This window comes from Pseudomonas sp. Leaf58 (assembly GCF_003627215.1).
Lineage (GTDB): Bacteria > Pseudomonadota > Gammaproteobacteria > Pseudomonadales > Pseudomonadaceae > Aquipseudomonas.
Genome location: NZ_CP032677.1, coordinates 4,397,331 through 4,418,510 on the forward strand (window position 1 = coordinate 4,397,331; position 21,180 = coordinate 4,418,510).

19 protein-coding genes are annotated in these 21,180 nt (G+C 62.2%); 6 read left to right on the forward strand and 13 right to left on the reverse strand.

The genetic code is table 11. The annotated features are described in order from the left end of the window. Positions 1-14 precede the first annotated feature (14 nt). The 5 genes from groL to DV532_RS20480 all read right to left on the reverse strand — a co-directional run bounded on the left by groL (position 15) and on the right by DV532_RS20480 (position 4,607). Positions 15-1,658: a chaperonin GroEL gene (gene groL, locus DV532_RS20460; RefSeq protein WP_056801870.1), complete on the reverse strand. Its 1,644-nt coding sequence runs from the start codon at positions 1,656-1,658 to the stop codon at positions 15-17. A gap of 48 nt (positions 1,659-1,706) precedes the next feature. Continuing rightward, on the reverse strand, positions 1,707-2,000 hold the full coding sequence (locus DV532_RS20465) for a co-chaperone GroES (protein ID WP_056801869.1): 294 nt from the start codon (positions 1,998-2,000) through the stop codon (positions 1,707-1,709). Between the two features lie 242 nt (positions 2,001-2,242). Then, positions 2,243-2,707, reverse strand: a complete 465-nt coding sequence (locus tag DV532_RS20470; protein WP_056801867.1) for an FxsA family protein — start codon at positions 2,705-2,707, stop codon at positions 2,243-2,245. Positions 2,708-2,774: 67 nt separating this feature from the next. Continuing rightward, positions 2,775-3,506 (reverse strand): HugZ family protein, encoded by a 732-nt coding sequence (locus DV532_RS20475; RefSeq protein ID WP_056801866.1) that lies wholly within the window; start codon positions 3,504-3,506, stop codon positions 2,775-2,777. A gap of 90 nt (positions 3,507-3,596) precedes the next feature. Then, positions 3,597-4,607 carry a DUF481 domain-containing protein gene (locus DV532_RS20480; RefSeq protein WP_056801864.1) on the reverse strand — a complete coding sequence of 337 codons (1,011 nt, stop codon included), beginning with the start codon at positions 4,605-4,607 and terminating at the stop codon, positions 3,597-3,599. Positions 4,608-4,759: 152 nt separating this feature from the next. Here DV532_RS20480 and DV532_RS20485 point away from each other — a divergent pair, with 152 nt between their 5' ends. Both DV532_RS20485 and DV532_RS20490 read left to right on the forward strand, forming a co-directional pair. Next, on the forward strand, positions 4,760-5,113 hold the full coding sequence (locus tag DV532_RS20485; RefSeq protein WP_056801862.1) for an MGMT family protein: 354 nt from the start codon (positions 4,760-4,762) through the stop codon (positions 5,111-5,113). A gap of 43 nt (positions 5,114-5,156) precedes the next feature. Beyond that, positions 5,157-6,704, forward strand: coding sequence for an AmpG family muropeptide MFS transporter (locus DV532_RS20490; RefSeq protein ID WP_056801860.1), 1,548 nt, complete (start codon positions 5,157-5,159; stop codon positions 6,702-6,704). A 103-nt stretch (positions 6,705-6,807) separates the two neighbouring features. Here the strand turns inward: DV532_RS20490 and DV532_RS20495 are convergent, their stop codons facing one another. From DV532_RS20495 to DV532_RS20505, 3 genes are all read right to left on the reverse strand, one after another. Continuing rightward, positions 6,808-8,052 (reverse strand): MFS transporter, encoded by a 1,245-nt coding sequence (locus tag DV532_RS20495; protein ID WP_056801858.1) that lies wholly within the window; start codon positions 8,050-8,052, stop codon positions 6,808-6,810. Between the two features lie 215 nt (positions 8,053-8,267). After that, positions 8,268-9,110, reverse strand: coding sequence for a mechanosensitive ion channel family protein (locus tag DV532_RS20500; RefSeq protein ID WP_056801856.1), 843 nt, complete (start codon positions 9,108-9,110; stop codon positions 8,268-8,270). 113 nt (positions 9,111-9,223) lie between these two features. Beyond that, entirely contained in the window at positions 9,224-9,709 is a 486-nt protein-coding gene (locus DV532_RS20505; protein WP_056801854.1) for a YajQ family cyclic di-GMP-binding protein, read from the reverse strand. A 100-nt stretch (positions 9,710-9,809) separates the two neighbouring features. Here DV532_RS20505 and DV532_RS20510 point away from each other — a divergent pair, with 100 nt between their 5' ends. The 3 genes from DV532_RS20510 to DV532_RS20520 are packed head-to-tail and all read left to right on the forward strand — an operon-like array spanning position 9,810 to position 13,364. After that, entirely contained in the window at positions 9,810-10,727 is a 918-nt protein-coding gene (locus DV532_RS20510) for a putative 2-dehydropantoate 2-reductase (RefSeq protein ID WP_056801853.1), read from the forward strand. 38 nt (positions 10,728-10,765) lie between these two features. After that, positions 10,766-12,796, forward strand: a complete 2,031-nt coding sequence (locus DV532_RS20515; protein WP_056801850.1) for an ATP-binding protein — start codon at positions 10,766-10,768, stop codon at positions 12,794-12,796. A 1-nt stretch (position 12,797) separates the two neighbouring features. Beyond that, on the forward strand, positions 12,798-13,364 hold the full coding sequence (locus tag DV532_RS20520) for a cob(I)yrinic acid a,c-diamide adenosyltransferase (RefSeq protein ID WP_056801848.1): 567 nt from the start codon (positions 12,798-12,800) through the stop codon (positions 13,362-13,364). Positions 13,365-13,484: 120 nt separating this feature from the next. On the opposite strand, the gene DV532_RS20525 is transcribed toward DV532_RS20520, so the two are convergent. From DV532_RS20525 to secA, 4 genes are all read right to left on the reverse strand, one after another. Beyond that, positions 13,485-14,429, reverse strand: coding sequence for a Nudix family hydrolase (locus tag DV532_RS20525; RefSeq protein ID WP_056801846.1), 945 nt, complete (start codon positions 14,427-14,429; stop codon positions 13,485-13,487). Continuing rightward, a complete protein-coding gene (locus tag DV532_RS20530; RefSeq protein ID WP_056801845.1) occupies positions 14,426-15,058 on the reverse strand; it encodes a glutathione S-transferase family protein in 633 nt (210 codons plus the stop codon). Before DV532_RS20530 ends, DV532_RS20525 begins: the two co-directional genes overlap by 4 nt. 142 nt (positions 15,059-15,200) lie before the next feature. Further along, the gene (gene argJ, locus DV532_RS20535; protein ID WP_056801844.1) at positions 15,201-16,418 is read right to left on the reverse strand and encodes a bifunctional glutamate N-acetyltransferase/amino-acid acetyltransferase ArgJ; all 1,218 of its coding nucleotides are present in this window, start codon (positions 16,416-16,418) and stop codon (positions 15,201-15,203) included. A gap of 177 nt (positions 16,419-16,595) precedes the next feature. Further along, positions 16,596-19,331, reverse strand: a complete 2,736-nt coding sequence (gene secA / locus DV532_RS20540) for a preprotein translocase subunit SecA (RefSeq protein ID WP_056801842.1) — start codon at positions 19,329-19,331, stop codon at positions 16,596-16,598. A gap of 389 nt (positions 19,332-19,720) precedes the next feature. Between secA and DV532_RS20545 the strand changes: the two genes are divergently transcribed. After that, on the forward strand, positions 19,721-20,176 hold the full coding sequence (locus DV532_RS20545; protein ID WP_056801840.1) for a DUF721 domain-containing protein: 456 nt from the start codon (positions 19,721-19,723) through the stop codon (positions 20,174-20,176). 47 nt (positions 20,177-20,223) lie between these two features. On the opposite strand, the gene lpxC is transcribed toward DV532_RS20545, so the two are convergent. Next, a complete protein-coding gene (lpxC, locus tag DV532_RS20550) occupies positions 20,224-21,135 on the reverse strand; it encodes a UDP-3-O-acyl-N-acetylglucosamine deacetylase (RefSeq protein WP_056801838.1) in 912 nt (303 codons plus the stop codon). Positions 21,136-21,180 lie beyond the last annotated feature (45 nt).

Genomic DNA, 21,180 nt, shown 5'->3' on the forward strand with positions numbered 1-21,180 from the left:
GGGGTAAGGCTGGCTTACATCATGCCGCCCATGCCACCCATGCCGCCCATGTCTGGCATGCCGCCGCCAGCTGGGGCTTCGCTCGGAGCGTCAGCAATCATGGCTTCGGTGGTGATCATCAGACCGCCAATCGAAGCAGCAGCTTGCAGCGCCGAACGGGTGACCTTGGCTGGGTCCAGGATGCCCATCTCGATCATGTCGCCGTACTCGCCGGTAGCAGCGTTGTAACCGAAGTTACCCGAACCTTGCTTGACCTTGTCAGCAACAACGCTTGGCTCGTCGCCGGCGTTAGCAGTGATCTGGCGCAGCGGCGCTTCAACAGCGCGACGCAGCAGGGCGATACCGACGTTCTGGTCTTCGTTGTCGCCTTTCAGGTCAACGATGGCCGACAGGGCGCGCACCAGGGCAACACCACCGCCAGGTACCACGCCTTCTTCAACGGCTGCACGGGTAGCGTGCAGGGCGTCTTCAACGCGGGCTTTCTTCTCTTTCATTTCAACTTCGGTGCCGGCACCGACCTTGATCACGGCAACACCGCCAGCCAGCTTGGCCAGACGCTCTTGCAGCTTCTCACGGTCGTAGTCCGAGGAAGTTTCTTCGATCTGAGCACGGATCTGCTTGACGCGTGCTTCGATCTCGCCGTCGGCGCCAGCGCCGTCGATGATGGTGGTGTTTTCCTTGGACAGGATGACGCGCTTGGCGTTACCCAGGTGCTCCAGGGTAGCGGTTTCCAGGGACAGGCCGATTTCTTCGGAGATGACCTGGCCGCCAGTCAGGACAGCGATGTCCTGCAGCATGGCCTTGCGGCGGTCGCCGAAGCCCGGAGCCTTGACCGCAGCAACCTTGACGATGCCGCGCATGTTGTTGACTACCAAGGTAGCCAGCGCTTCGCCTTCAACGTCTTCAGCAACGATCAGCAGTGGGCGGCCGGCCTTGGCAACGGCTTCCAGCACTGGCAGCAGCTCACGGATGTTGGAGATTTTCTTGTCGACCAGCAGCAGCAGCGGGCCTTCCAGCTCGGCAACCATGGTGTCCGGCTTGTTGACGAAGTACGGCGACAGGTAGCCACGGTCGAACTGCATGCCCTCTACGACGGACAGTTCGTTTTCCAGGCCCGAGCCTTCTTCAACGGTGATCACGCCTTCTTTACCGACTTTTTCCATGGCTTCGGCGATGATTTCACCGATGGAGTTGTCGGAGTTGGCGGAGATGGTACCTACCTGGGCGATGGCCTTGGAGTCGGCGCATGGCTTGGACAGGTTCTTCAGCTCGGCGACAACGGCAGCGGTGGCCTTGTCGATGCCGCGCTTCAGGTCCATCGGGTTCATGCCAGCAGCGACGGCTTTCAGGCCTTCGTTGACAATGGCCTGAGCCAGAACGGTAGCGGTGGTGGTGCCGTCACCGGCAGCGTCGTTGGCCTTGGAAGCAACTTCCTTGACCAGCTGGGCGCCCATGTTCTCGAAGGCGTCTTTCAGCTCGATTTCTTTGGCGACGGAAACGCCGTCCTTGGTGATGGTCGGCGCGCCGAAGCTTTTCGCCAGGACCACGTTACGGCCTTTCGGGCCCAGGGTCGCTTTTACCGCGTCAGCCAGAACGTTGACACCAACCAGCATTTTCTTACGAGCGGAATCGCCGAATTTTACGTCTTTAGCAGCCATGATCGTTTAATCCTTGGAATTCTTTGGAGTAACGGGAAGTCGGGGAAATCAGCCTTCGATAACGGCGAGGATTTCGTTTTCGGCCATGACCAGCAGGTCTTCGCCATCGACTTTCACGGTGTTGCTGCCCGAGTAAGGGCCGAAAACCACTTTGTCACCGACTTTAACGGCCAGCGCACGTACTTCGCCGTTTTCCAGAACGCGACCGGTGCCAACAGCAACGATTTCGCCGCGGTTTGGTTTTTCAGCGGCCGAACCCGGCAGGACGATACCGCCAGCGGTTTTCGATTCTTCTTCGCTGCGACGGATGACTACGCGGTCATGCAGAGGACGAAGCTTCATTGTCGATCTCTCCCAAATTGTGGTTTTCATCGGCCGGTGTCGACACCGGCGGGTTGAGGCTGTCCGGCGTTGCCGGAAGGCAGCTCGCACAAGGCGAACCGCCTGAGTCATGACTGGTGTTTCCACCAGAAACCTTGCGGTGACCACATACATGAGGCCGCCATATTCAATTACAAGGCTTGATATACAAAAAATTTCTTCAAACGGAAAAGGCAGGGGCCGCGTGAGCGGCCCCTGGGGTATTACTTGTCGCGGCGCTCGTATTCGCCTTCGATTACGTTTGGCCGGTGACCGCCGTCGCGCGGTGGCTGTGCCTGGAACGGGTCATCCTGGAACGCACGCTGGCGCATGGCCTGGGCCTCGGCACGCTGACGCATCTTGCGCGCCGCCAGGTGACGGGTGAATGGCAGCAGGCACAGCAAGCCCAACACGTCGCTGATGAAACCTGGCAGCAACAGCAGGCCACCACCCACCGCCAGCATCATGCCTTGGAACATATCCTCAGCGGGCAGTTCGCCGCGCTGCAGGCTTTCACGGGCGCGCAGTGCGGTGGCCAGCCCCGCCACGCGCATTACCAGCACGCCTAGTGCGGAGCCGGCGATGATCAGCAATAGCGCCGGAAAGAAACCGATGGCGGCGCTGACCTTCACGAAGACGAACAGCTCCAGCACAGGAAACAGGAGAAACAACAGTAGAAAAGCACGCATCAAAGCATTCCTCGTCGGAAGAAAACCTTCCTATAAGACCAACAAATGGATGCGTGCGCTCGGTTTTTCAACCCTCAACGTCAGTCGCAATTGGCCACTGGTCGGCGCGCGCTAGCAAAACCAAGGCTTCACGCACTTGTGTCGGCGTGTTGCAAGTAGCCGGGAAAGGCAACCAGTGTACTGCCTGGCCAATGCGCAGGTGCATGCCCTCGCTGTCCACCCCGGCCATCTGCGCCGGCACGTGGCGTGGCAGGTCGGTGAGTTCGACGTAGTGGGCAATGGCGTTGGCGTGGTCACTGTTCATGTGTTCGACCATGCTCGCCTCGGCCTTGCCAGCGAACGGGTTGGCAAGGGTTACCTGGTCCAGCCAGTGGATCGCGCCGAAGCCGCCGATGTAGCGGTGGCGCACCGGCTGCAGCACCCAGAAGTCGAAGTCGTGGGCCTTGTGGTAGTTGGCTGCGTCCGGGAAATAGCGGTAGTAGCGTTCGGCAGCGGCCTCGATGGCAGCCTCCTCCACCAGCTTGTGTGCCTTGGCCATTACCGTCAGGCGCCCCACGGCCTGCACATCCTCGGCCTCGCGCTCGCCTACCAGCAACGAGCACTTGGGGTCTTGCTGCAGGTTGTGGGTGTGCTGGGCGATGCGGCTGATGAGGATCAGCGGGTTGCCCTGAGCATCCAGGCAGTACGGCACGACCGAGCCGAAGGGGTAGCCGGGCATCGACTTGGAATGGGTCGAGAGCACGCCGCGGTATTCCTTTAGCAGCAGTTCCCGGGCGGGACGGATGGCATTGGTACTCACTGAGAGTGCTCCTGGCGGCAAACTGGAAGGCCACAAGATAAGCATTATGAGTACCAGTGCCAATGGGGCTGCTGCGCAGCCCCAAAAGAATTACCAGGTGACGCCAAAGCCCGCGGTATACCGGGTCTTGTCCAAGTCGCTCTCACGGGTACCGGTAATGATGTCCTTCTCCGCCTTGAGGTTGAGCGAGGCCCATTCGGTGACCTTGTAGCGCAGGCCAACCTCGGCATCCAGCGCGTAGTCGGCCACGCCACCCAGTGGCTTGGCGAATTCGCCGTTGGTAAACAACTGTACGTTCTTGCCGATCAGGTAGCGGGTGTAGTCCCACTTCACCGCTGCGGAATAGAAGTTGTCCTTGGCGCCATCCTGGTATTCAAAGTCAGTGCGGTTGAGCAGCGAGCCCAGCGAGAAGGCGCCTAACTCATCGTCCCAAAACTGATAACCCGGGCCGGTACCCACCGTACGCTGGCGGGCCAGGTCTTCGATGCGGTCACGCTTGTATTCCGCACGCCCCTGCCAGAACCACTTCTCGGTGAGGAAGCGGTCCAAGGCGTACTCGGCACTCCAGTTGTCGGTGGTGGTGACGTCGTCCTTGCTCTCGCGGTTGTATTCGCCTTCGGCGTTGTGCCGCCACCGGCCGTGGCGGGCGGTGGTCTTGAAGCCGACGTCGTAGTCGTCGGTGTCGTTCTCGGCACGCTTGTAGTCCAGCGCCACGTCGACGTTGCCTTTCCACACAAAGTCCTCTACCAGCGGCTTGGGCTTCATGATTTGCTCGATGCTAGCCAGCTCCACGGTCTTCGGCGCCTCGCCATTGGCCAGGGTCACCTTGCCAGGCTCGGCGGCTTTCAGCGACTTGGCCTTCTCACCACTGTAGGCGTCTTGCTTGACCAGCATCTCCTGGTCGCTCTCCAGGGTCTGGACCTGTTTCCAGTCCAAGGCGATGGACCCGCCATAGGGCGTTTCCAGCAGCAGCTTGCCGCCATCGAAAACTTTGATTTTGCCGCTAAGCCGGTCACCGTTCTTCATCCACACGGTATCGGCGAACACCGGGGCGGCGAACAAGAAAGCAGCGAGCAGGCATAGCGAGGATCTAGAATACATAAGCGGACTACGTGTTCGATTCGACGAAAAAAGCCGGGCATTATCCAGATACCGACGACCAGAGCAAGGACAGACCGGAAGCATGCCGTTGAGTTCAACTCTCATTTGCCACACCGCCGGTCCGGTTTCATCTGCAGCCCTTGGGGGGCCTGATGTCTGATGGATACGAGCATGCCCTCGACGCTGCCGAGGGCCGACGAACGGCACTGTATTCAGTACTAGGCCAAGTGCCAGCGGGTAAGGTGGTCAGCTATGGCCAACTGGCCGAGCTGGCAGGGCTTGGGCGCGCGGCGCGCTGGGTTGGGCGCACCCTTGGGCAACTGCCCGCGGACACCCGCCTACCCTGGCATCGGGTACTTGCCGCAGGCGGCCGGCTGAGCCTGGCATTGGGTACGCCGTCAGGCGATGAGCAACGGGCGCGGCTGCGCGCGGAGGGTGTAAATGTAACCAACAATCGTGTGGATATGACGCGCCATGGCTGGCGCCCGATGGAGCACAGCGGTTAGAGTGCGCGTTTTGTTTTCGTAAACTTGAGGCAGATGTTGGCCCATGCCCCGTAAAACCTGGCGCGCTGCGCTTGCTGCCTATGCCAGCCCGTCAACCTTGGTACTTTTGCTGCTCGGTTTCGCTGCCGGCCTGCCTTACATGCTGGTGTTCTCGACCTTGTCGGTGTGGCTGCGCGAAGCGGGTGTGGCCCGCGAGACCATTGGTTATGCCAGCCTGATCGGCCTGGCCTACGCCTTCAAGTGGGTGTGGTCGCCGCTGCTCGACCAATGGCGCCTGCCCCTGTTGGGCGGCCTGGGGCGCCGGCGTTCGTGGCTACTGCTGTCGCAAGCGCTGGTGGTGATCGGGCTGGTTGGCATGAGCCTGTGCGACCCACAGCAGCACCTGTCATGGCTGATCGCCTTGGCGGTCCTGGTAGCCTTCGCCTCGGCCACCCAAGACATCGCCGTCGATGCCTACCGCCTGGAAATCGCCGACGACCAGCGCCAGGCTGCGCTGGCCGCCAGCTACATGGCCGGTTACCGCGTGGCGGCCCTACTTGCCACGGCCGGTGCACTGTTCTTCGCCGAATGGTTCGGCTCCACCGGTTTCAGCTATTTGCACAAAGCCTGGGCCGGTACCTACGTCATGTTCGCCGTGATGATGCTGCCCGCCGTGTTCACCACCCTGATCATGCGCGAGCCACCGGTACCCCTGCGCACCCAGCTGTCGGCAGCACGCTATGGGCTGGCGCACCAGCTGGCTTCGGTGTTCGTGCTGATCATTCTGCTGGTGTCGGTACCGGCCAGTTTCACCCAAATGTTCAACACCGGCTGGTCCAGCGTCATCGCTGGTGATGCCACGCCACTGGACCTGCTGCTGGAAGACCGCGCCTTCCTGCGCCTGATCCTCTACGTGCTGCTGAGCTGGGCGTGCCTGTCCAGCCTGGGCCGTCGCGGCCTGGCCCCGGTACTTACCCCGGTCAACGACTTCATTGCCCGCTACCGTTGGCAGGCCTTGCTGTTGCTTGGCCTGATTGCCACCTACCGCATGTCGGACACGGTGATGGGGGTGATGGCCAACGTGTTCTACATCGACATGGGCTTCACCAAGGACCAGATCGCCAGCGTCAGCAAGATCTTCGGCCTGATCATGACCTTGGTCGGTGCCGGGGTTGGCGGCCTGTTGATCGTGCGTTTCGGCATCATGCCGATCCTGTTCATGGGCGGTGTGGCCTCGGCGGGCACCAACATCCTGTTCCTGATGCTGGCCGACATGGGCCCGAACCTGCAGATGTTGGTGGTGACCATCTCGCTGGATAACTTCAGCTCGGGTATGGCCACCTCGGCCTTCGTCGCCTACCTGTCGAGCCTGACCAACCTCAAGTTCTCGGCGACCCAGTACGCCTTGCTCAGCTCGATCATGCTGTTGTTGCCGCGGCTGATCGGCGGGTATTCGGGGGTGATGGTGGAGAAGTTCGGTTACCACGACTTCTTCTTGATCACCGCCCTGCTGGGCGTGCCAACCCTCATCCTGATTGCCTTGCAGTGGCGCCAGGAGGCGGGGCGAGGCACCCCAGTGGCAGAGGAACATTCGGCGGCTGAGCGGCCCTGACAGATGTGTACTGCCTGATCTGGCCTCTTCGCCGGCAAGCCCGCTGCCACAACGAGTGTAGGAGCGGGCTTGCCCGCGAAGAGGCCAGCTCAGGCAATAAGGATTACCGAGCGACCGCCCCTTCCCCAGGCCGCCCACCCACCACGAACCACAGCGGCCACAGCGCTAACGCCCCCGCCACCCCCGCCGCCAGGGCAAAGTGCAGCAAACTGGCACCGGCGCCAATCATCGCCAGTAGTGCCCCGCCCAGCCCCAGCAAGGCAATGGTGATCATCCCCAACATGGCCGAGACCAGGCCCTTGCTCTGCTCGCTGGCGAACAGCGTCATGCGGTACAGCACCGCATTGGCTATACCCAGCCCCAGCGCGTACAGCGACAGGCCCGCCACCATGCTGGTCACGCTCGGCCAGTACCAGGTCGCCAGCACCATCAGACACAGCCCGGCCAGGTACGGCCACAGCGCGCCACGCACCAGGGCCGGCAGCGGGTAGCGGTCGGCGATACGGTTGATGATCAGGTTGCCAAGGATCAGCCCGCCAAACACCGGCAGTTGCCACAGGGCGTATTCCAGGGTGCTCAGCCCCTCATGGTGAATCAGCAACACCGGCGACAGGCCGATCCAACCGATCAGCGGCAAACCGACCAGGCCCAGGGCCGCGCTGCCAGCGACAAAGCGGCGATTGGCCAGTAACTGGCCGTAACCGGCCAGCAGCGGCAACAGGTGGATCGGTGTGAACGCCAGGCGCGTGCCGTCACGGCGCTCTACCCCGAGGGTTTCCGGCATCAGGCGGTACAACAGCAGCCAGGCCAGCACCGCGCCGATGGCAAAGGCCACGAACAGCCACCGCCAATCCAACCACTGCAGCAGCAAGGTGCCTACCAGTGGCCCGAGCAGCGGCGACAGCAAGGCGATGTTGGCCAGCAGCGCCATCATGCGCACGGCATCTGCCTCGCTGAAGGCTTCGTTCAGGGCCGGGTAGCTGACCGTGACCACAAAGCCCAAGCCGATGCCCTGCAGCAGGCGCAACAGGTTGAACAGGCCGATGTCATGGACCCAGAAGGTGGCCAGGCAGGCCACGCCGAAGAACGTACAGCCGGCCAGCAGCAGCGGGCGCCGGCCATAACGGTCGGCCAGCGGGCCGATCAGCCATTGCAGCACCACACCACCCAGCAGGTACAGGTTGAGGGCATGGGGGATGTATTCGGGGCTGGCGTTCAGGTCTGCAACCACCACTGGCATGGCTGGCATGACCGCATCGCTGGCCAGGTAGGTAAGCAGCTCGAACAGGGCCAAGGTCAGGCCGAACAGCAAGGCGCGCAGGGGGGTGATGTACAGCAGTGGTTTCATGATGGCGTGCTGGGTGTGGCAGGTGGGGTCAGGCTATATGCCAGAAATGCCGGGATATTGCTGTGAACAAGTGTAAAAAAACCGGGGCCGCTTTGCGCCCCATCGCCGGCAAGCCAGCTCCCACAGGTAATACACAGGCCTGAGGGCTGCGATGTCGCTGTGGGAGCTGGCTTGCCGGCGATGGGGCGCGCAGCGGCCCCGGCTTCAACACCGTATTACTGCGCGGCAGTCTCCTGCACCACGCGAATCACCCGCTGCGGGAACGGAATGTCGATCCCTTCAGCCTTCAACCGGTCACGCGCATGCTCGTTGAGCATGAACATCACATCCCAATAATCCGACGTCTTGGTCCACAAGCGCAGCGATACCGTAATGGAGCTATCGCCCAGCGTCGCCACGACCGCCTGCGGTGCAGGGTCTGGCAGAACACGCGGGTCCTTCGCCAACTCCAGCAGCACATTGCGCGCCATCTGCAGGTCTGCTTCGTAGTCCACGCCCACATCGAACACCACCTTGCGCGTCGGCTGACGGTTGGTGTTGGTGATGATGCCGTTGGACAGGCTGCCGTTGGGCATGATCACCGTCTTGTTGTCACCGGTACGCAGCACGGTGTGGAAGATCTGGATGCTGTCGACGGTACCGGAAACACCCTGCGCTTCGATCCAGTCACCGATGCGGAACGGGCGAAACATCAGGATCAGTACACCACCGGCGAAGTTGGCCAGGCTGCCTTGCAACGCCAGGCCAATGGCCAGGCCAGCGGCACCGATGGCGGCAACGAACGAAGTGGTCTCGATACCAATCATCGAGGCAACGCTGACGAACAGCAGAATCTTCAGGATGATGTTGGCCAAGGTGCTGATGAAGCCTTGCAACGCCACATCGGCATTACGCATACCCACCAGCTTGCCCAGCCGGGCGCTGACCTTGTTGATGACCCACCAGCCGACTGCCAGGGTCAACAATGCCAGCAGCACACGGCTGCCGTACTCCATGATCAAAGGGATCCAGGCTTGCGATTGGCGGACCAGCTGATCGACTTCAGCGTTCAAATCCATATTCATCTCCTGATGCCGAGCGGCAAGTACACGGTAAACAGGCCGCGCATGGTTGCGCAGCCTCGGCCCCCATGGACATCATTAGGCCATCGGGGTTCCGGGCGACACCTGCATCAGTCGCGGAAGTTGTTGAACTGCAGCGGCATGTCGAATTCTTTGGTGCGCAGCAAGGCAATGGCTTCCTGCAGGTCGTCACGCTTTTTACCGGTAACCCGTACCTGCTCGCCCTGGATGGCGGCCTGCACTTTCAGCTTGCCATCCTTGATGGTGGCGACGATTTTCTTGGCCAGCTCCTTGTCGATGCCTTCGCGGAACTTGGCTTCCTGTTTCTTTTCCTTGCCGGAAGGATACGGGTCCTTGGTTTCCAGGCACTTCACGTCGATCTTGCGCTTGACCAGCGCCAGGCGCAGGATTTCCAGCATCGCCTCGAGCTGGAACTCTTCCTCGGCGGTAAGCATCACGGTCTGATCTTTGTCTTTGAACTCGAAGGTGCCTTTGCCCTTGAGGTCGTAGCGGCGGTCCAGCTCCTTGATGGCGTTATCGACCGCGTTCTGCACTTCGTGCTTGTCCAGTTCCGATACCACGTCGAACGAAGGCATGGTTGTTCTCCCAAAATAAAAGCGCGCTCAGGCTGAAGATGGAGCGCGCTGGGTTTGACGGTTAAAATGCGGGCTCATTATAACGGGTTGCGAAACGCATATGAGCAGCACCTGGCATATTCTCGGCGCCGGTAGCCTGGGCAGCCTGTGGGCTTGCCGCCTGGCGCGCGCGGGCAAGGCCGTGAGCCTGATCCTGCGGGATGGGCAGCGGTTGCAAGCCTACCAGCAGGCCGGCGGCCTGACCTTGGTCGAACAGGACCAGCCCCACCACTACGCGATCCCTGGCGAAATCGCGCAGGCACACGGCCCGATCCACCGCCTGCTGGTGGCCTGCAAAGCCTACGACGCCGCCCCGGCCATTGCCGGCGTGGCGCCGCGCCTGGCCGACGGTGCCGAAGTGCTGCTGCTGCAGAACGGCCTCGGCAGCCAGGACGAAGTCGCCGACCTGGTGCCGCATGCGCGCTGCATCTTCGTCTCCAGTACCGAAGGGGCCTTCCGCGAGAGTGACTGGCACGTGCGCTTTGCCGGGCACGGCTTCAACTGGCTGGGCGACCCACGCAACCCGGCGATGCCGGCCTGGTTCGATGACCTGCACCAGGCCGGCATCCCCGCCGAGTGGACCGTGGATATCCTTACCCGCCTGTGGCGCAAACTGGCGCTCAATTGCGCCATCAACCCGCTGACCGTGCTGCACGACTGCCAGAACGGCGGGCTGCTCGGGCACCTCGGTGAAGTGCAGGCGCTGTGCGCCGAACTGGCCCAGTTACTGCGCCGTTGCGGCCAGCCGGAGGCGGCGGTTGAATTGGACGAAGAAGTCCAGCGGGTGATCCTTGCCACTGCGGCCAACTACTCTTCCATGTACCAGGACGTGCGCGCAGGCCGGCGCACCGAGGTGCACTACCTGCTCGGCCATGCCTGCCGCGCCGCTGGCCGTCACGGCCTGCAGCTGCCCACGCTGGAACGCCTGCTGCAACGCCTGGTCGATAACCTGCGCGCACGCGGCTTACCCTGCGACTGACGCGGCCCTTTCAACCGGATACGGACATTGCCTAGCCCATGACCTTGCGCCAACGCCTGGAAAACCTCCCGGTCGGGCAGAAGCTGCTGGCGGCCCTGCTGGTGTTGCTGGTGACCATTCTGCTGGTGGCCAACCTCACCTTCATCAGCGCGGCCTACTGGATCACCCAGGAAAGCATGGCGCCGCAAGCGCTGCAGACTATCGGCCGGCTGGTGGCCAACCCACAGCTGGCGGCCCGTGCCGGGGATACCCCGGACACCGCCAGCGCCCTGCTCAAAGAGCTGGACAGCTACACCCCGCTACGCGCCGCCGCCATCTATGGGGGCGACGGCCGCATACTGGCGCAACTGCAACATGGCGAGCCGCTGGCCTTGCCCAAGCGTTTTCGCGACATCGACGGCTGGCGCCTGATGGAGTTTCGCAGCACCCAACTCATCCGCATGCCACGCGATGCCAACCCGCCGGCGCACTTGCTGCTGGTAGCCAGCAGCGAACTGCCCACAGCCTTCTACACCGGCACCCTCAGCGCCAGCCTGGGTATCCTGGTGTTCAGCATCTTGCTGTGGCTGGTTATCGCCCGCCAGATCAAGCGCCTGATCACCCAACCGATCAACCAGCTCGAAGAGCTCAGCCGCCAGGTCACCCGCGAAGAAAGCTATGCCCTGCGTGCCCAGCGCGGTAACGATGACGAGATCGGCAGCCTGGCCGAAGCCTTCAACACCATGCTGTCGCGCATCGAAGCCCGCGAACAGCAGCTCAAGCGCACCCGCGATGAGTTTCAGGACGCCTATGACCAGGCCCAGGGCCTGGCCGAGGAAACCCGCCACACCAACCGCAAGCTGGAGCTGGAAGTCCAGGTACGCAGCAAGATCGAGAAAAAGCTCACGGGCTTTCAGAACTACCTGAACAGCATCATCGACTCGATGCCCTCGGCGCTGATTGCCCTCGACGAGCAGCTTTACGTAACCCAGTGGAACCACGAAGCCACGGTGCTTTCCGGCACGCCCCTGGACGAAGCGCTGAACCAGCCAATCTTCATCGCCTTCGAGCCGCTCAAACCGTTCTTGCCGCAATTGAAGGACACCGTGGAAAAGCACCGCGTGGCGAAAATCGAGCGGGTCACCTGGGCCAAGGACGAGGACCTGCGCCACTACGCCCTGACCTTCTACCCACTGACCGGCGGCGGTGGGCGCGGCGTGGTCATCCGCATCGACGACATCACCCAGCGCCTGTCACTGGAAGAGATGATGGTGCAATCCGAGAAAATGCTCTCGGTCGGCGGCCTGGCAGCCGGCATGGCTCACGAGATCAACAACCCGCTGGGCGCCATCCTGCACAACGTGCAGAACATACGTCGGCGTTTGTCCCCGGAGCTTGCGCGCAACCAGGAGCAGGCCCAAGAGCTGGACATCGACCTGGCCACAGTCAATCGCTATTTGGCCAGCCGCGAAGTGCCGCAATTGCTCGATGGCATTCAGCAGGCAGGTGCCCGGGCAGCGAAGATCGTTACCCACATGCTCAGTTTCAGCCGCCGCAGCAACCGCCAACTGGCGCCCTGCGACCTGCCGGCACTGATCGACCAGGCAGTGGAGATTGCCGGCAACGACTTCGACCTGGCGATCGGCTTCGACTTCAAGGGCCAGGCCATCGTGCGCCAGTTCGACCCCGCGCTGGGGCCAGTTCCCTGCACCGCCAACGAGCTGGAGCAGGTACTGCTCAACCTGCTGAAAAACGCGGCCCAGGCCATCCATCAGCGCCCGCAGCCCAGCGAGCCGGGGCGCATCACCCTGCGCACTCGGCTGAACCCGCCATGGGCGGAAATCCAAGTCGAGGACAACGGCGTCGGCATGCCCGAAGGGGTGCGCAAGCGAACCTTCGAGCCCTTCTTCACCACCAAGGAGATCGGCCAGGGCACCGGGCTGGGCCTGTCGGTCTCGTACTTCATCATTACCAACAACCACAAGGGGCAGATGGAGGTGCAGTCCACCCCCGGCCAGGGCACCTGCTTCACCCTGCGCCTGCCCCTCGGCCAGCCGGCAACGGCGGCGCCCCCCCCGACGGAGAAGTGACATGGGCTATCGCCTGTCGAAGATCTACACCCGCACTGGCGACCAAGGCGAAACCGGCCTGGGTGACGGACGCCGAGTGCCCAAGGACCACCCGCGCATCGAAGCCATTGGTGAGGTAGACAGCCTCAACAGCCAGTTGGGCGTGCTGTTGGCCGGGCTGGCCGAGCAGAAGCTGGATGAGGTGAGCGCAGTGTTGGCGCCGTGCCAGCACCGCTTGTTCGACCTGGGTGGCGAACTGGCGATGCCCAGCTACCAGGCGTTGAACCAGGCCGAGGTGGAACGCCTGGAGGCGGCCATCGATGTGTGGAACGAAGAGCTGGGGCCGTTGAAGAACTTCATTTTGCCCAGTGGTTCGATGCTGGTGGCGCAGGCGCATGTGTGCCGGAGTTTGGCGCGCAGTGCAGAGCGCCGGTGTCAGCAGTTGAATGCGGTAGAGCCGCTGGAGAGGTTTGGGTTGGCGTACATCAACCGGCTTTCCGACCTGCTGTTTGTGGCGGCGCGGATCATTGGGCGGCGCCAGGGGGTGGCGGAGGTTTTGTGGCAGCCCGCTGAAAAACCTGAAGGCTGATATTTTTGGGGCTGCTTTGCAGCCCATCGCCGGCAAGCCAGCTCCCACCTCGACCGCGCAGTACCTGTGGGAGCTGGCTTGCTGGCGATGGGCCGCAAAGCGGCCCCTGTTGCAGGCGACTCAGATCTCAGGCCAGAACGCCCGAATCCCGGCCACACCCTGCGCTCCGGCAGCCCAGGCCTGCTCCCGCTCACCCGGCCCAACACCACCCAGCAGGTAAACCGGCTGGTCGAACCCAGCGATCAGGCGCTGCGCCTCATCCCAACCCAACGGCACCGCTTCAGGGTGGGTCTTGGTCGCCTGTAGCGGCGACAAGGTCACGAAGTCCACCCCCATCTGCTGCGCCAGCGCCAGCTCTTCGGCACTGTGGCAGGACGCCGCCAGCCAGCGCTGCTGAGGGAACGGCCGGCCCTTGGCGGCGTACTTGCGCAGTTGCGCAGCGGTCAGGTGCCAACCCGCCGACGGGAAGTCCCCCAGCCACTCCAGCGGCCCCTTGAGCATCAGCTGCGCCTTGCCCGCGCACAAGCCGACCGCATCCACCGCCACGTCGCGGTACTTGGGGTCGTACATGTCCGGGGCACGCAGCTGGATCAGGCGAATGCCATTGGCCACCGCTTTCTGGATGCCCTTGAGCATCTGCGGCACCTCCAGGCCTTCCGGGGTGATCAGGTACTGGTCCGGCAACCGCGCGGCGGCAACGATCGGCTTGTTAGCCTCGGGGAATTCGTACTGCGGCAAATCGCGTGGGGCAACCCACTCCAGCGGCTGGCCCTCGGCGCCATGAGGCTCGCCAGTGAACGCCTCGACCTCACGCACATCCAGCAGCACCTGTTTGTCCGGGTAGTCGTGGCTGACCTTGATCAGCGCACGCGAACGACTCACTTCGATGCCCAGCTCCTCGCGCAGTTCACGGGCCAGCGCCGCTTCGACGCTTTCGCCCTGTTCCACCTTACCGCCCGGGAACTCCCACAGGCCGCCCTGGTGCTGGGTATCGGCACGGCGTGCGATCAGAATGCGACCGTCAGCGCCGCGAATGACAGCGGCTACAACATGAATCCGTTTCACCCTTCACGCTCCGCCAGGCCTGCCTGCTGCCAGGCCTGGAAGGCCGGCCACTGGTAAATGGTTTCGATATAGGTTGCCGCCTCTGCGGGTACCTCCACGCGGTAGGTACGCAAGCGCACAGCCACTGGGGCGAAGAAAGCATCGGCCAGGCTCGCCTTGCCGAACAGGAACGGCCCGCTGTCCTTGGCGACCAAGCGGCATTCGGACCACAACGCCACGATACGGTCGATGTCGATCTGTACGTCCAGCGGCACGCTTTCCAGCGCCTGGTCGCGCGACAGGTCGAACGGCATGGCGCCGCGCAGGGCAAAGAAGCCGCTGTGCATCTGCGCGCAGGCCGAACGGGCCTGGGCCCGCGCCGCCACGTCGGCAGGCCACAGCTGGGCTTCGGGGTGGCGTTCGTTGAGGTACTCGGCGATGGCCAGCGAGTCGGCAATCACGCCGTGCTCGGTCTTCAGCAGCGGCACCTTGCCAGTGGCGGAAAAGGCCAGCAGGCGCTGACGGGTGTCAGGCTGGTTGAGTTTGATCAGGGATTCTTCGTAAGGCACGCCAGCCAGCTCGAGGGCCAGGGCCCCACGCAGCGACCAGGAGGAATACAGTTTGTCGCCGATGATCAGGTGATAGCTCATGGTTCGGCTCCATCGTTTTGGATTTTTGGGGGCTGCTTTGCAGCCCATCGCCGGCAAGCCGGCTCCCACAGGTACAGCACAGGGCCTGAACCTGTGGGAGCCGGCTTGCCGGCGAAAGGGCCGCAAAGCGGCCCCAGCTCTATCAGGTACGGTATTCGGCGTTGATCTTCACGTACTCGTGGGACAGGTCGGTGGTCCAGATGGTTTCGCTGCACTGGCCACGGCCCAGCTCGATGCGGATGGTGATCTCTTCCTGGGCCATCACTGCCGAACCCTGCGCTTCGGTGTAGCTCGGGCTACGGCCGCCTTTGCTGGCGATGCACACGCTGTCCAAGTACACATCGATCAGGCTTACATCCAGCTCCGGTACGCCGGCCCGGCCAACGGCGGCCAGAATGCGGCCCCAGTTCGGGTCCGAGGCAAACAGTGCGGTCTTGATCAGCGGCGAATGGGCCACGGCGTAGCCGACGTCCAGGCACTCTTGGTGGTTGCCACCGCCATTAACCTGCACGGTCACGAACTTGGTGGCGCCTTCGCCGTCACGGACGATTGCCTGGGCCACGTCCATGCACACTTCGAACACCGCCTTTTTCAGCGCTTCGAACAGCGCGCCGCTGGCTTCGGTCACTTCCGGCAGGTTGGCTTTGCCTGTGGCGATCAGCATGCAGCAGTCGTTGGTCGAGGTGTCGCCATCGATGGTGATGCGGTTGAACGACTTGTTGGCGCCGTCCAGCATCAGGTCCTTGAGCACCGCCGGGGCAACCTTGGCGTCGGTGGCGATGTAGCCGAGCATGGTGGCCATGTTCGGGCGGATCATGCCTGCACCCTTGCTGATGCCGGTGACGGTAACGGTCACGCCATCGTGCTGGAACTGGCGGCTGGCACCCTTGGGCAGGGTGTCGGTGGTCATGATGCCAGTGGCGGCTTCAGCCCAGTGGTTTTCCGACAAGTTGTCGAGGGCGGCCTGCAGCGCGCCTTCGATCTTCTCGACCGGCAGCGGCTCGCCGATTACACCGGTGGAGAACGGCAGTACCGACTCGGCAGGCACACCGGCCAGTTCAGCCAGCTTGGCGCAAGTACGTTCGGCAGCGGCCAGGCCTGGCGCGCCGGTACCGGCGTTGGCATTACCGGTGTTGGTCAGCAGGTAGCGCACGGTGCCCTGCACACGCTGCTTGGACAGGATCACCGGCGCGGCGCAGAAGGCGTTGAGGGTGAACACGCCAGCCACGCTGGAGCCTTCGGCACAGCGCATGACCACCACATCCTTACGCCCCGGGCGCTTGATGCCGGCAGAAGCGATACCGAGTTCAAAACCCGGAACCGGGTGCAGGGTGGGCAAAGGACCAAGACCAACAGCCATTAGAGCGCTCCTAGAAATTACGGTGAACAGGTGATGGAAGAGCGGGGCCGCTTCGCGCCCCATCGCGACACAAGGCCGCGCCTACAGGATTGTCGCGATTCCTGTAGGAGCGGCCTTGTGTCGCGATGGGCCGCAAAGCGGCCCCCGGATGTTTCAGATTACAACAGCTTGGTCAGATCACTCGATCTGCCCGTGGCAATGCTTGAACTTCTTGCCCGAACCACACCAGCACGGCTCGTTGCGGCCCAGCTTTTGGTCGTTGCGCACTGGCGCCGAGGCTACCGCCACTTCAGCGCCCTCCTCGCTCAGTTGCTCGCTTTCCAGGCCCGGGGCAGCGGCGTGCTGGAACTGCATGCGGCTGGCCAGTTCTTCGGCTTCGCGGCGCAGGCGGGCTTCTTCTTCGACCGGGTCTTCGCGGCGTACCTGAACGTGCGACAGCACGCGAATGGTGTCGCGCTTGATCGACTCGAGCAGTTCCTGGAACAGGCTGAACGACTCGCGCTTGTACTCCTGCTTCGGGTTCTTCTGCGCATAACCACGCAGGTGAATACCGTGACGCAGGTGGTCCATGGTCGACAGGTGGTCTTTCCACAGGTCGTCCAGCACGCGCAGCAGGATCTGCTTCTCGAAGGTACGCAGGGCGTCGATACCGGCCTGGTCTTCCTTCTCGGTGTAGGCGGTAGTGATCTCGTTCAGCAGCTTCTCACGCAGGGTTTCCTCGTAGAGGTGGTCGTCCTCGTCGAGCCACTGCTGAATCGGCAGCTTCATGGCGAAATCGCTGGCCAGCGATGCTTCCAGCCCGGCCACATCCCACTGCTCAGGCAGCGACTGCGGCGGAATGTGCTGGCTAATGGTAGCGTCCAGTACTTCCTTGCGGAATTCGACGATGGTGTCGCCAATGTTTTCGGCGGCCAGCAGGCTGTTGCGCATGTGGTAGATCACCTTGCGCTGCTCGTTGGCCACGTCGTCGTATTCGAGCAATTGTTTACGGATGTCGAAGTTGCGGCCTTCGACCTTGCGCTGGGCCTTTTCGATGGCATTGGTAACCATGCGATGCTCGATGGCTTCGCCCGACTGCATGCCCAGTGCCTTCATGAAGTTCTTCACCCGGTCAGAGGCAAAGATACGCATCAGGCTGTCTTCCAGCGACAGGTAGAAGCGGCTGGAACCCGGGTCACCCTGACGACCGGAACGGCCACGCAGCTGGTTGTCGATACGGCGCGATTCGTGGCGCTCGGAGGCGATTACATGCAAGCCACCGGCTTCGATCACCTGCTGGTGACGCTTCTGCCAGTCGGCCTTGATCTGGGCGATCTGCTCGGCGGTCGGGCTCTCCAGGGCGGCCACTTCGGCTTCCCAGTTACCACCCAACAGGATGTCGGTACCACGGCCGGCCATGTTGGTGGCGATGGTCAAGGCACCCGGGGCACCGGCTTGCGCGATGATCTCGGCTTCTTTTTCGTGGTACTTGGCGTTCAGTACCTTGTGGTCGATGCCTTCCTTTTTCAGCAGGTTCGACATGTGCTCGGACGTTTCGATGGTCGCAGTACCCACCAAAATCGGCCGGCCCTGGGTCATGCTCTCTTTGATGTCGGCAATGATCGCGGCGTATTTCTCGTCGGCGGTCAGGTACACCAGGTCGTTGAAGTCCTTGCGCGCCAGCGGCTTGTTCGGCGGAATGACCATCACGTTGAGGGCGTAGATCGACTGGAACTCGAACGCTTCGGTATCAGCGGTACCGGTCATGCCGGACAGCTTGGTGTACAGGCGGAAGTAATTCTGGAAGGTAGTCGAAGCCAGGGTCTGGCTCTCGGCTTGAATGTTCAGGTTCTCTTTCGCCTCGATGGCCTGATGCAGGCCTTCGGACAGGCGACGGCCGGGCATGGTGCGGCCGGTGTGCTCGTCGATCAGCAGGACCTGGCCGTCCTGGACGATGTACTCGATGTTGCGGTGGAACAGCTTGTGCGCACGCAGGCCTGCGTATACGTGGGTCAGCAAGCCCAGGTTGTGCGCGGAGTACAGGCTCTCGCCTTCGGCCAGCAGGCCGGACTGGGTGAGCATCTCTTCGATGAACTGGTGACCGGCTTCGTTCAGCTCGACCTGACGGCTCTTCTCGTCAATGGTGAAGTGGCCTTCCTGGGTGACCTGGCCTTCTACCTCTTCGATGTGCTGGGTAAGCCGCGGGATCAGGCGGTTGATCTCGATGTACAGCTTGGAGCTGTCTTCGGCCTGGCCGGAGATGATCAGCGGGGTACGGGCTTCGTCGATGAGGATGGAGTCAACTTCGTCGATCACGGCGAAGTTCAGTTCACGCTGAAACTTCTCTTCCTGGCTGAACGCCATGTTGTCGCGCAGGTAGTCGAAGCCAAATTCGTTGTTGGTGCCGTAGGTGATATCGGACGCGTAGGCAGCACGCTTTTCTTCCGGTGGCTGGAAGGCCGAAACGATGCCCACGGACAGGCCGAGGAATTCGTACAGCGGGCGCATCCAGTTGGCATCGCGACGGGCCAGGTAGTCGTTGACGGTGACCACGTGCACGCCCTTGCCGGACAATGCATTGAGGTACACGGCCAAGGTACCGACCAAGGTCTTGCCTTCACCGGTCCGCATTTCTGCGATCATACCCTCGTGCAGGGTCATACCGCCGATCAGCTGCACGTCGAAGTGGCGCATGCCCATCACGCGCTTGCCGGCCTCACGGGCCACGGCGAAGGCTTCGGGCAGCAATTGGTCCAGTGTCTCGCCTTTGGCCAAGCGCTCCTTGAACTCCGCGGTCTTGCCGCGCAGTTGCTCGTCGGAGAGGGCCACCATCTTCTCTTCGAAGGCATTGACGATACTCACCGTCTTGAGCATGCGTTTGACTTCACGCTCATTCTTGCTTCCAAAAAGTTTCTTTAACAAAGGCGCAAACATATTGGCAGGATCTTCCACACGTAGGGATGGAGGGCGGCCCCATGAGTCGCCCGTGCAGCCCTAAGGCCGCATGCGAACGAGCATTCTACCCGGAAACGATGGTGAAGAAAGTGGTGGATTTCCACGATACTTGTGCAGCGTTTAGGCGGGGGCTGGTTTTAGATGAGGGCATTTTCCCGTAGTTCAAGGTTCGGGAAGATGAAACGTATCGAGAATGAATCGTATCTTTGTCGCCTGCACCGGCCTCTTCGCGGGCACGCCCGCTCCCACAGGATCATCACAGGTCCCAAGCGTTGTAGTTACCTGTAGGGGGGGGCGTGCCCGCGAAGAGGCCGGTACAGGCTATAGAGGTGTTAAACTGCTGACCTTGTAACCTCACGCGTACCCCCATGGCCTACAAACCCTCCCCCGCCCAACCGCCTTCGGCATTGCTGCGCCAAGTTCGCCCGCTGCGCCTGCTGCTGAACCAGGCCGAACGCCTGGAGCATTTGCAGCGCCTGCTGGAAAGCCAATTGCAACCGGCCGCCCGCGAGCACTGCCACGTGGCGTCATGGCGCGATGGCACCTTGTTGCTGGTGGTAACCGACGGCCATTGGGCGACCCGCCTGCGCTATCAGCAAAAGCGCTTGCTGGCGGCCTTGCAGGCCATGGAAGCATTCGGCAACCTCAGGCGCATCCTGTACAAGGTGCAGCCGCCGCTGGTCCCAGCCAAGCGCGGCGGGCATGCTGCCGAGCTTTCTAATAGCGCTGCCGAGAGTTTGCGTGACACTGCCGAGGGGATTGCTGACCCGAAGCTGCGGGCGGCGTTGGAGCGGTTGGCCGCCCACGCCCCAGGCAAACAATAAAAAAGGCCACCCGAAGGTGGCCTTAATGAACTAGAGAGTGTTCGAACTTACACGGCCGCAACAGGGCGCATGTAGGAGATCGGTGCCGTGCTGGCATCTTCGAAGGTGACCACTTCCCAGGCATCGGTTTCGGCAATCAGCTTGCGCAGCAGCTGGTTGTTCAGCGCGTGGCCGGACTTGAAGCCCTTGAACTCGCCGATCAGGCTGTTGCCCAGCAGATAGAGGTCGCCGATGGCGTCAAGGATCTTGTGCTTGACGAATTCGTCTTCATAACGAAGGCCGTCTTCATTGAGCACGCCGTCCTCATCGACCACGATGGCGTTCTCGACACTGCCACCCAGCGCAAGGTTGTGCTTGCGCAGGTACTCGATGTCACGCATGAAACCGAAGGTACGCGCGCGGCTGACTTCCTTCACGAACGAGGTGCTGGAGAAGTCGACGCTGGCGCTCTGGGTCCGGTTGCGAAGCACCGGATGATCGAAGTCGATCTCGAAGCTCACCTTGAAGCCGTCGAAAGGCAGGAAAGTGGCGCGCTTGTCGCCCTCTTCCACAGTTACCTCACGCAGGATGCGGATGAACTTCTTGGCTGCGTCCTGTTCTTCCAGGCCGGCAGACTGAATCAGGAATACAAAGGGTCCGGCGCTGCCATCCATGATCGGCACTTCCGAGGCGGAGAGCTCGACGTAGGCGTTATCGATGCCCAGGCCCGCCATGGCGGAGAGCAGGTGCTCGACCGTATCGACCTTGACGTCACCGTTGACCAGCGTCGTCGACATGGTTGTCTCGCCAACGTTGGCCGCACGCGCCGGAATTTCGACCACAGGGTCGAGGTCGGCGCGGCGGAAGACGATGCCGGTGTCAACAGGGGCCGGCTTGAGGGTCAGGTAAACCTTCTCCCCAGAGTGCAGACCGATACCTGTGGCACGGATGGTATTCTTCAGGGTGCGTTGTTTAATCATGGCATTGGCCGCTTCAGCGCAAATTGCGAACAGGTATCAACAAAG

Coding starts and splice junctions, on each gene's coding strand:
- DV532_RS20515 (WP_056801850.1), top strand. CDS start 10,766: ATGACCTTGCGCCAACGCCTGGAAAACCTCCCGGTCGGGCAGAAGCTG.
- DV532_RS20530 (WP_056801845.1), bottom strand. CDS start 15,058: ATGAGCTATCACCTGATCATCGGCGACAAACTGTATTCCTCCTGGTCG.
- DV532_RS20505 (WP_056801854.1), bottom strand. CDS start 9,709: ATGCCTTCGTTCGACGTGGTATCGGAACTGGACAAGCACGAAGTGCAG.
- secA (WP_056801842.1), bottom strand. CDS start 19,331: ATGTTTGCGCCTTTGTTAAAGAAACTTTTTGGAAGCAAGAATGAGCGT.
- DV532_RS20495 (WP_056801858.1), bottom strand. CDS start 8,052: ATGAAACCACTGCTGTACATCACCCCCCTGCGCGCCTTGCTGTTCGGC.
- DV532_RS20485 (WP_056801862.1), top strand. CDS start 4,760: ATGTCTGATGGATACGAGCATGCCCTCGACGCTGCCGAGGGCCGACGA.
- DV532_RS20465 (WP_056801869.1), bottom strand. CDS start 2,000: ATGAAGCTTCGTCCTCTGCATGACCGCGTAGTCATCCGTCGCAGCGAA.
- DV532_RS20500 (WP_056801856.1), bottom strand. CDS start 9,110: ATGGATTTGAACGCTGAAGTCGATCAGCTGGTCCGCCAATCGCAAGCC.
- DV532_RS20490 (WP_056801860.1), top strand. CDS start 5,157: ATGCCCCGTAAAACCTGGCGCGCTGCGCTTGCTGCCTATGCCAGCCCG.
- DV532_RS20520 (WP_056801848.1), top strand. CDS start 12,798: ATGGGCTATCGCCTGTCGAAGATCTACACCCGCACTGGCGACCAAGGC.
- DV532_RS20480 (WP_056801864.1), bottom strand. CDS start 4,607: ATGTATTCTAGATCCTCGCTATGCCTGCTCGCTGCTTTCTTGTTCGCC.
- argJ (WP_056801844.1), bottom strand. CDS start 16,418: ATGGCTGTTGGTCTTGGTCCTTTGCCCACCCTGCACCCGGTTCCGGGT.
- DV532_RS20470 (WP_056801867.1), bottom strand. CDS start 2,707: ATGCGTGCTTTTCTACTGTTGTTTCTCCTGTTTCCTGTGCTGGAGCTG.
- groL (WP_056801870.1), bottom strand. CDS start 1,658: ATGGCTGCTAAAGACGTAAAATTCGGCGATTCCGCTCGTAAGAAAATG.
- DV532_RS20510 (WP_056801853.1), top strand. CDS start 9,810: ATGAGCAGCACCTGGCATATTCTCGGCGCCGGTAGCCTGGGCAGCCTG.
- DV532_RS20545 (WP_056801840.1), top strand. CDS start 19,721: ATGGCCTACAAACCCTCCCCCGCCCAACCGCCTTCGGCATTGCTGCGC.
- lpxC (WP_056801838.1), bottom strand. CDS start 21,135: ATGATTAAACAACGCACCCTGAAGAATACCATCCGTGCCACAGGTATC.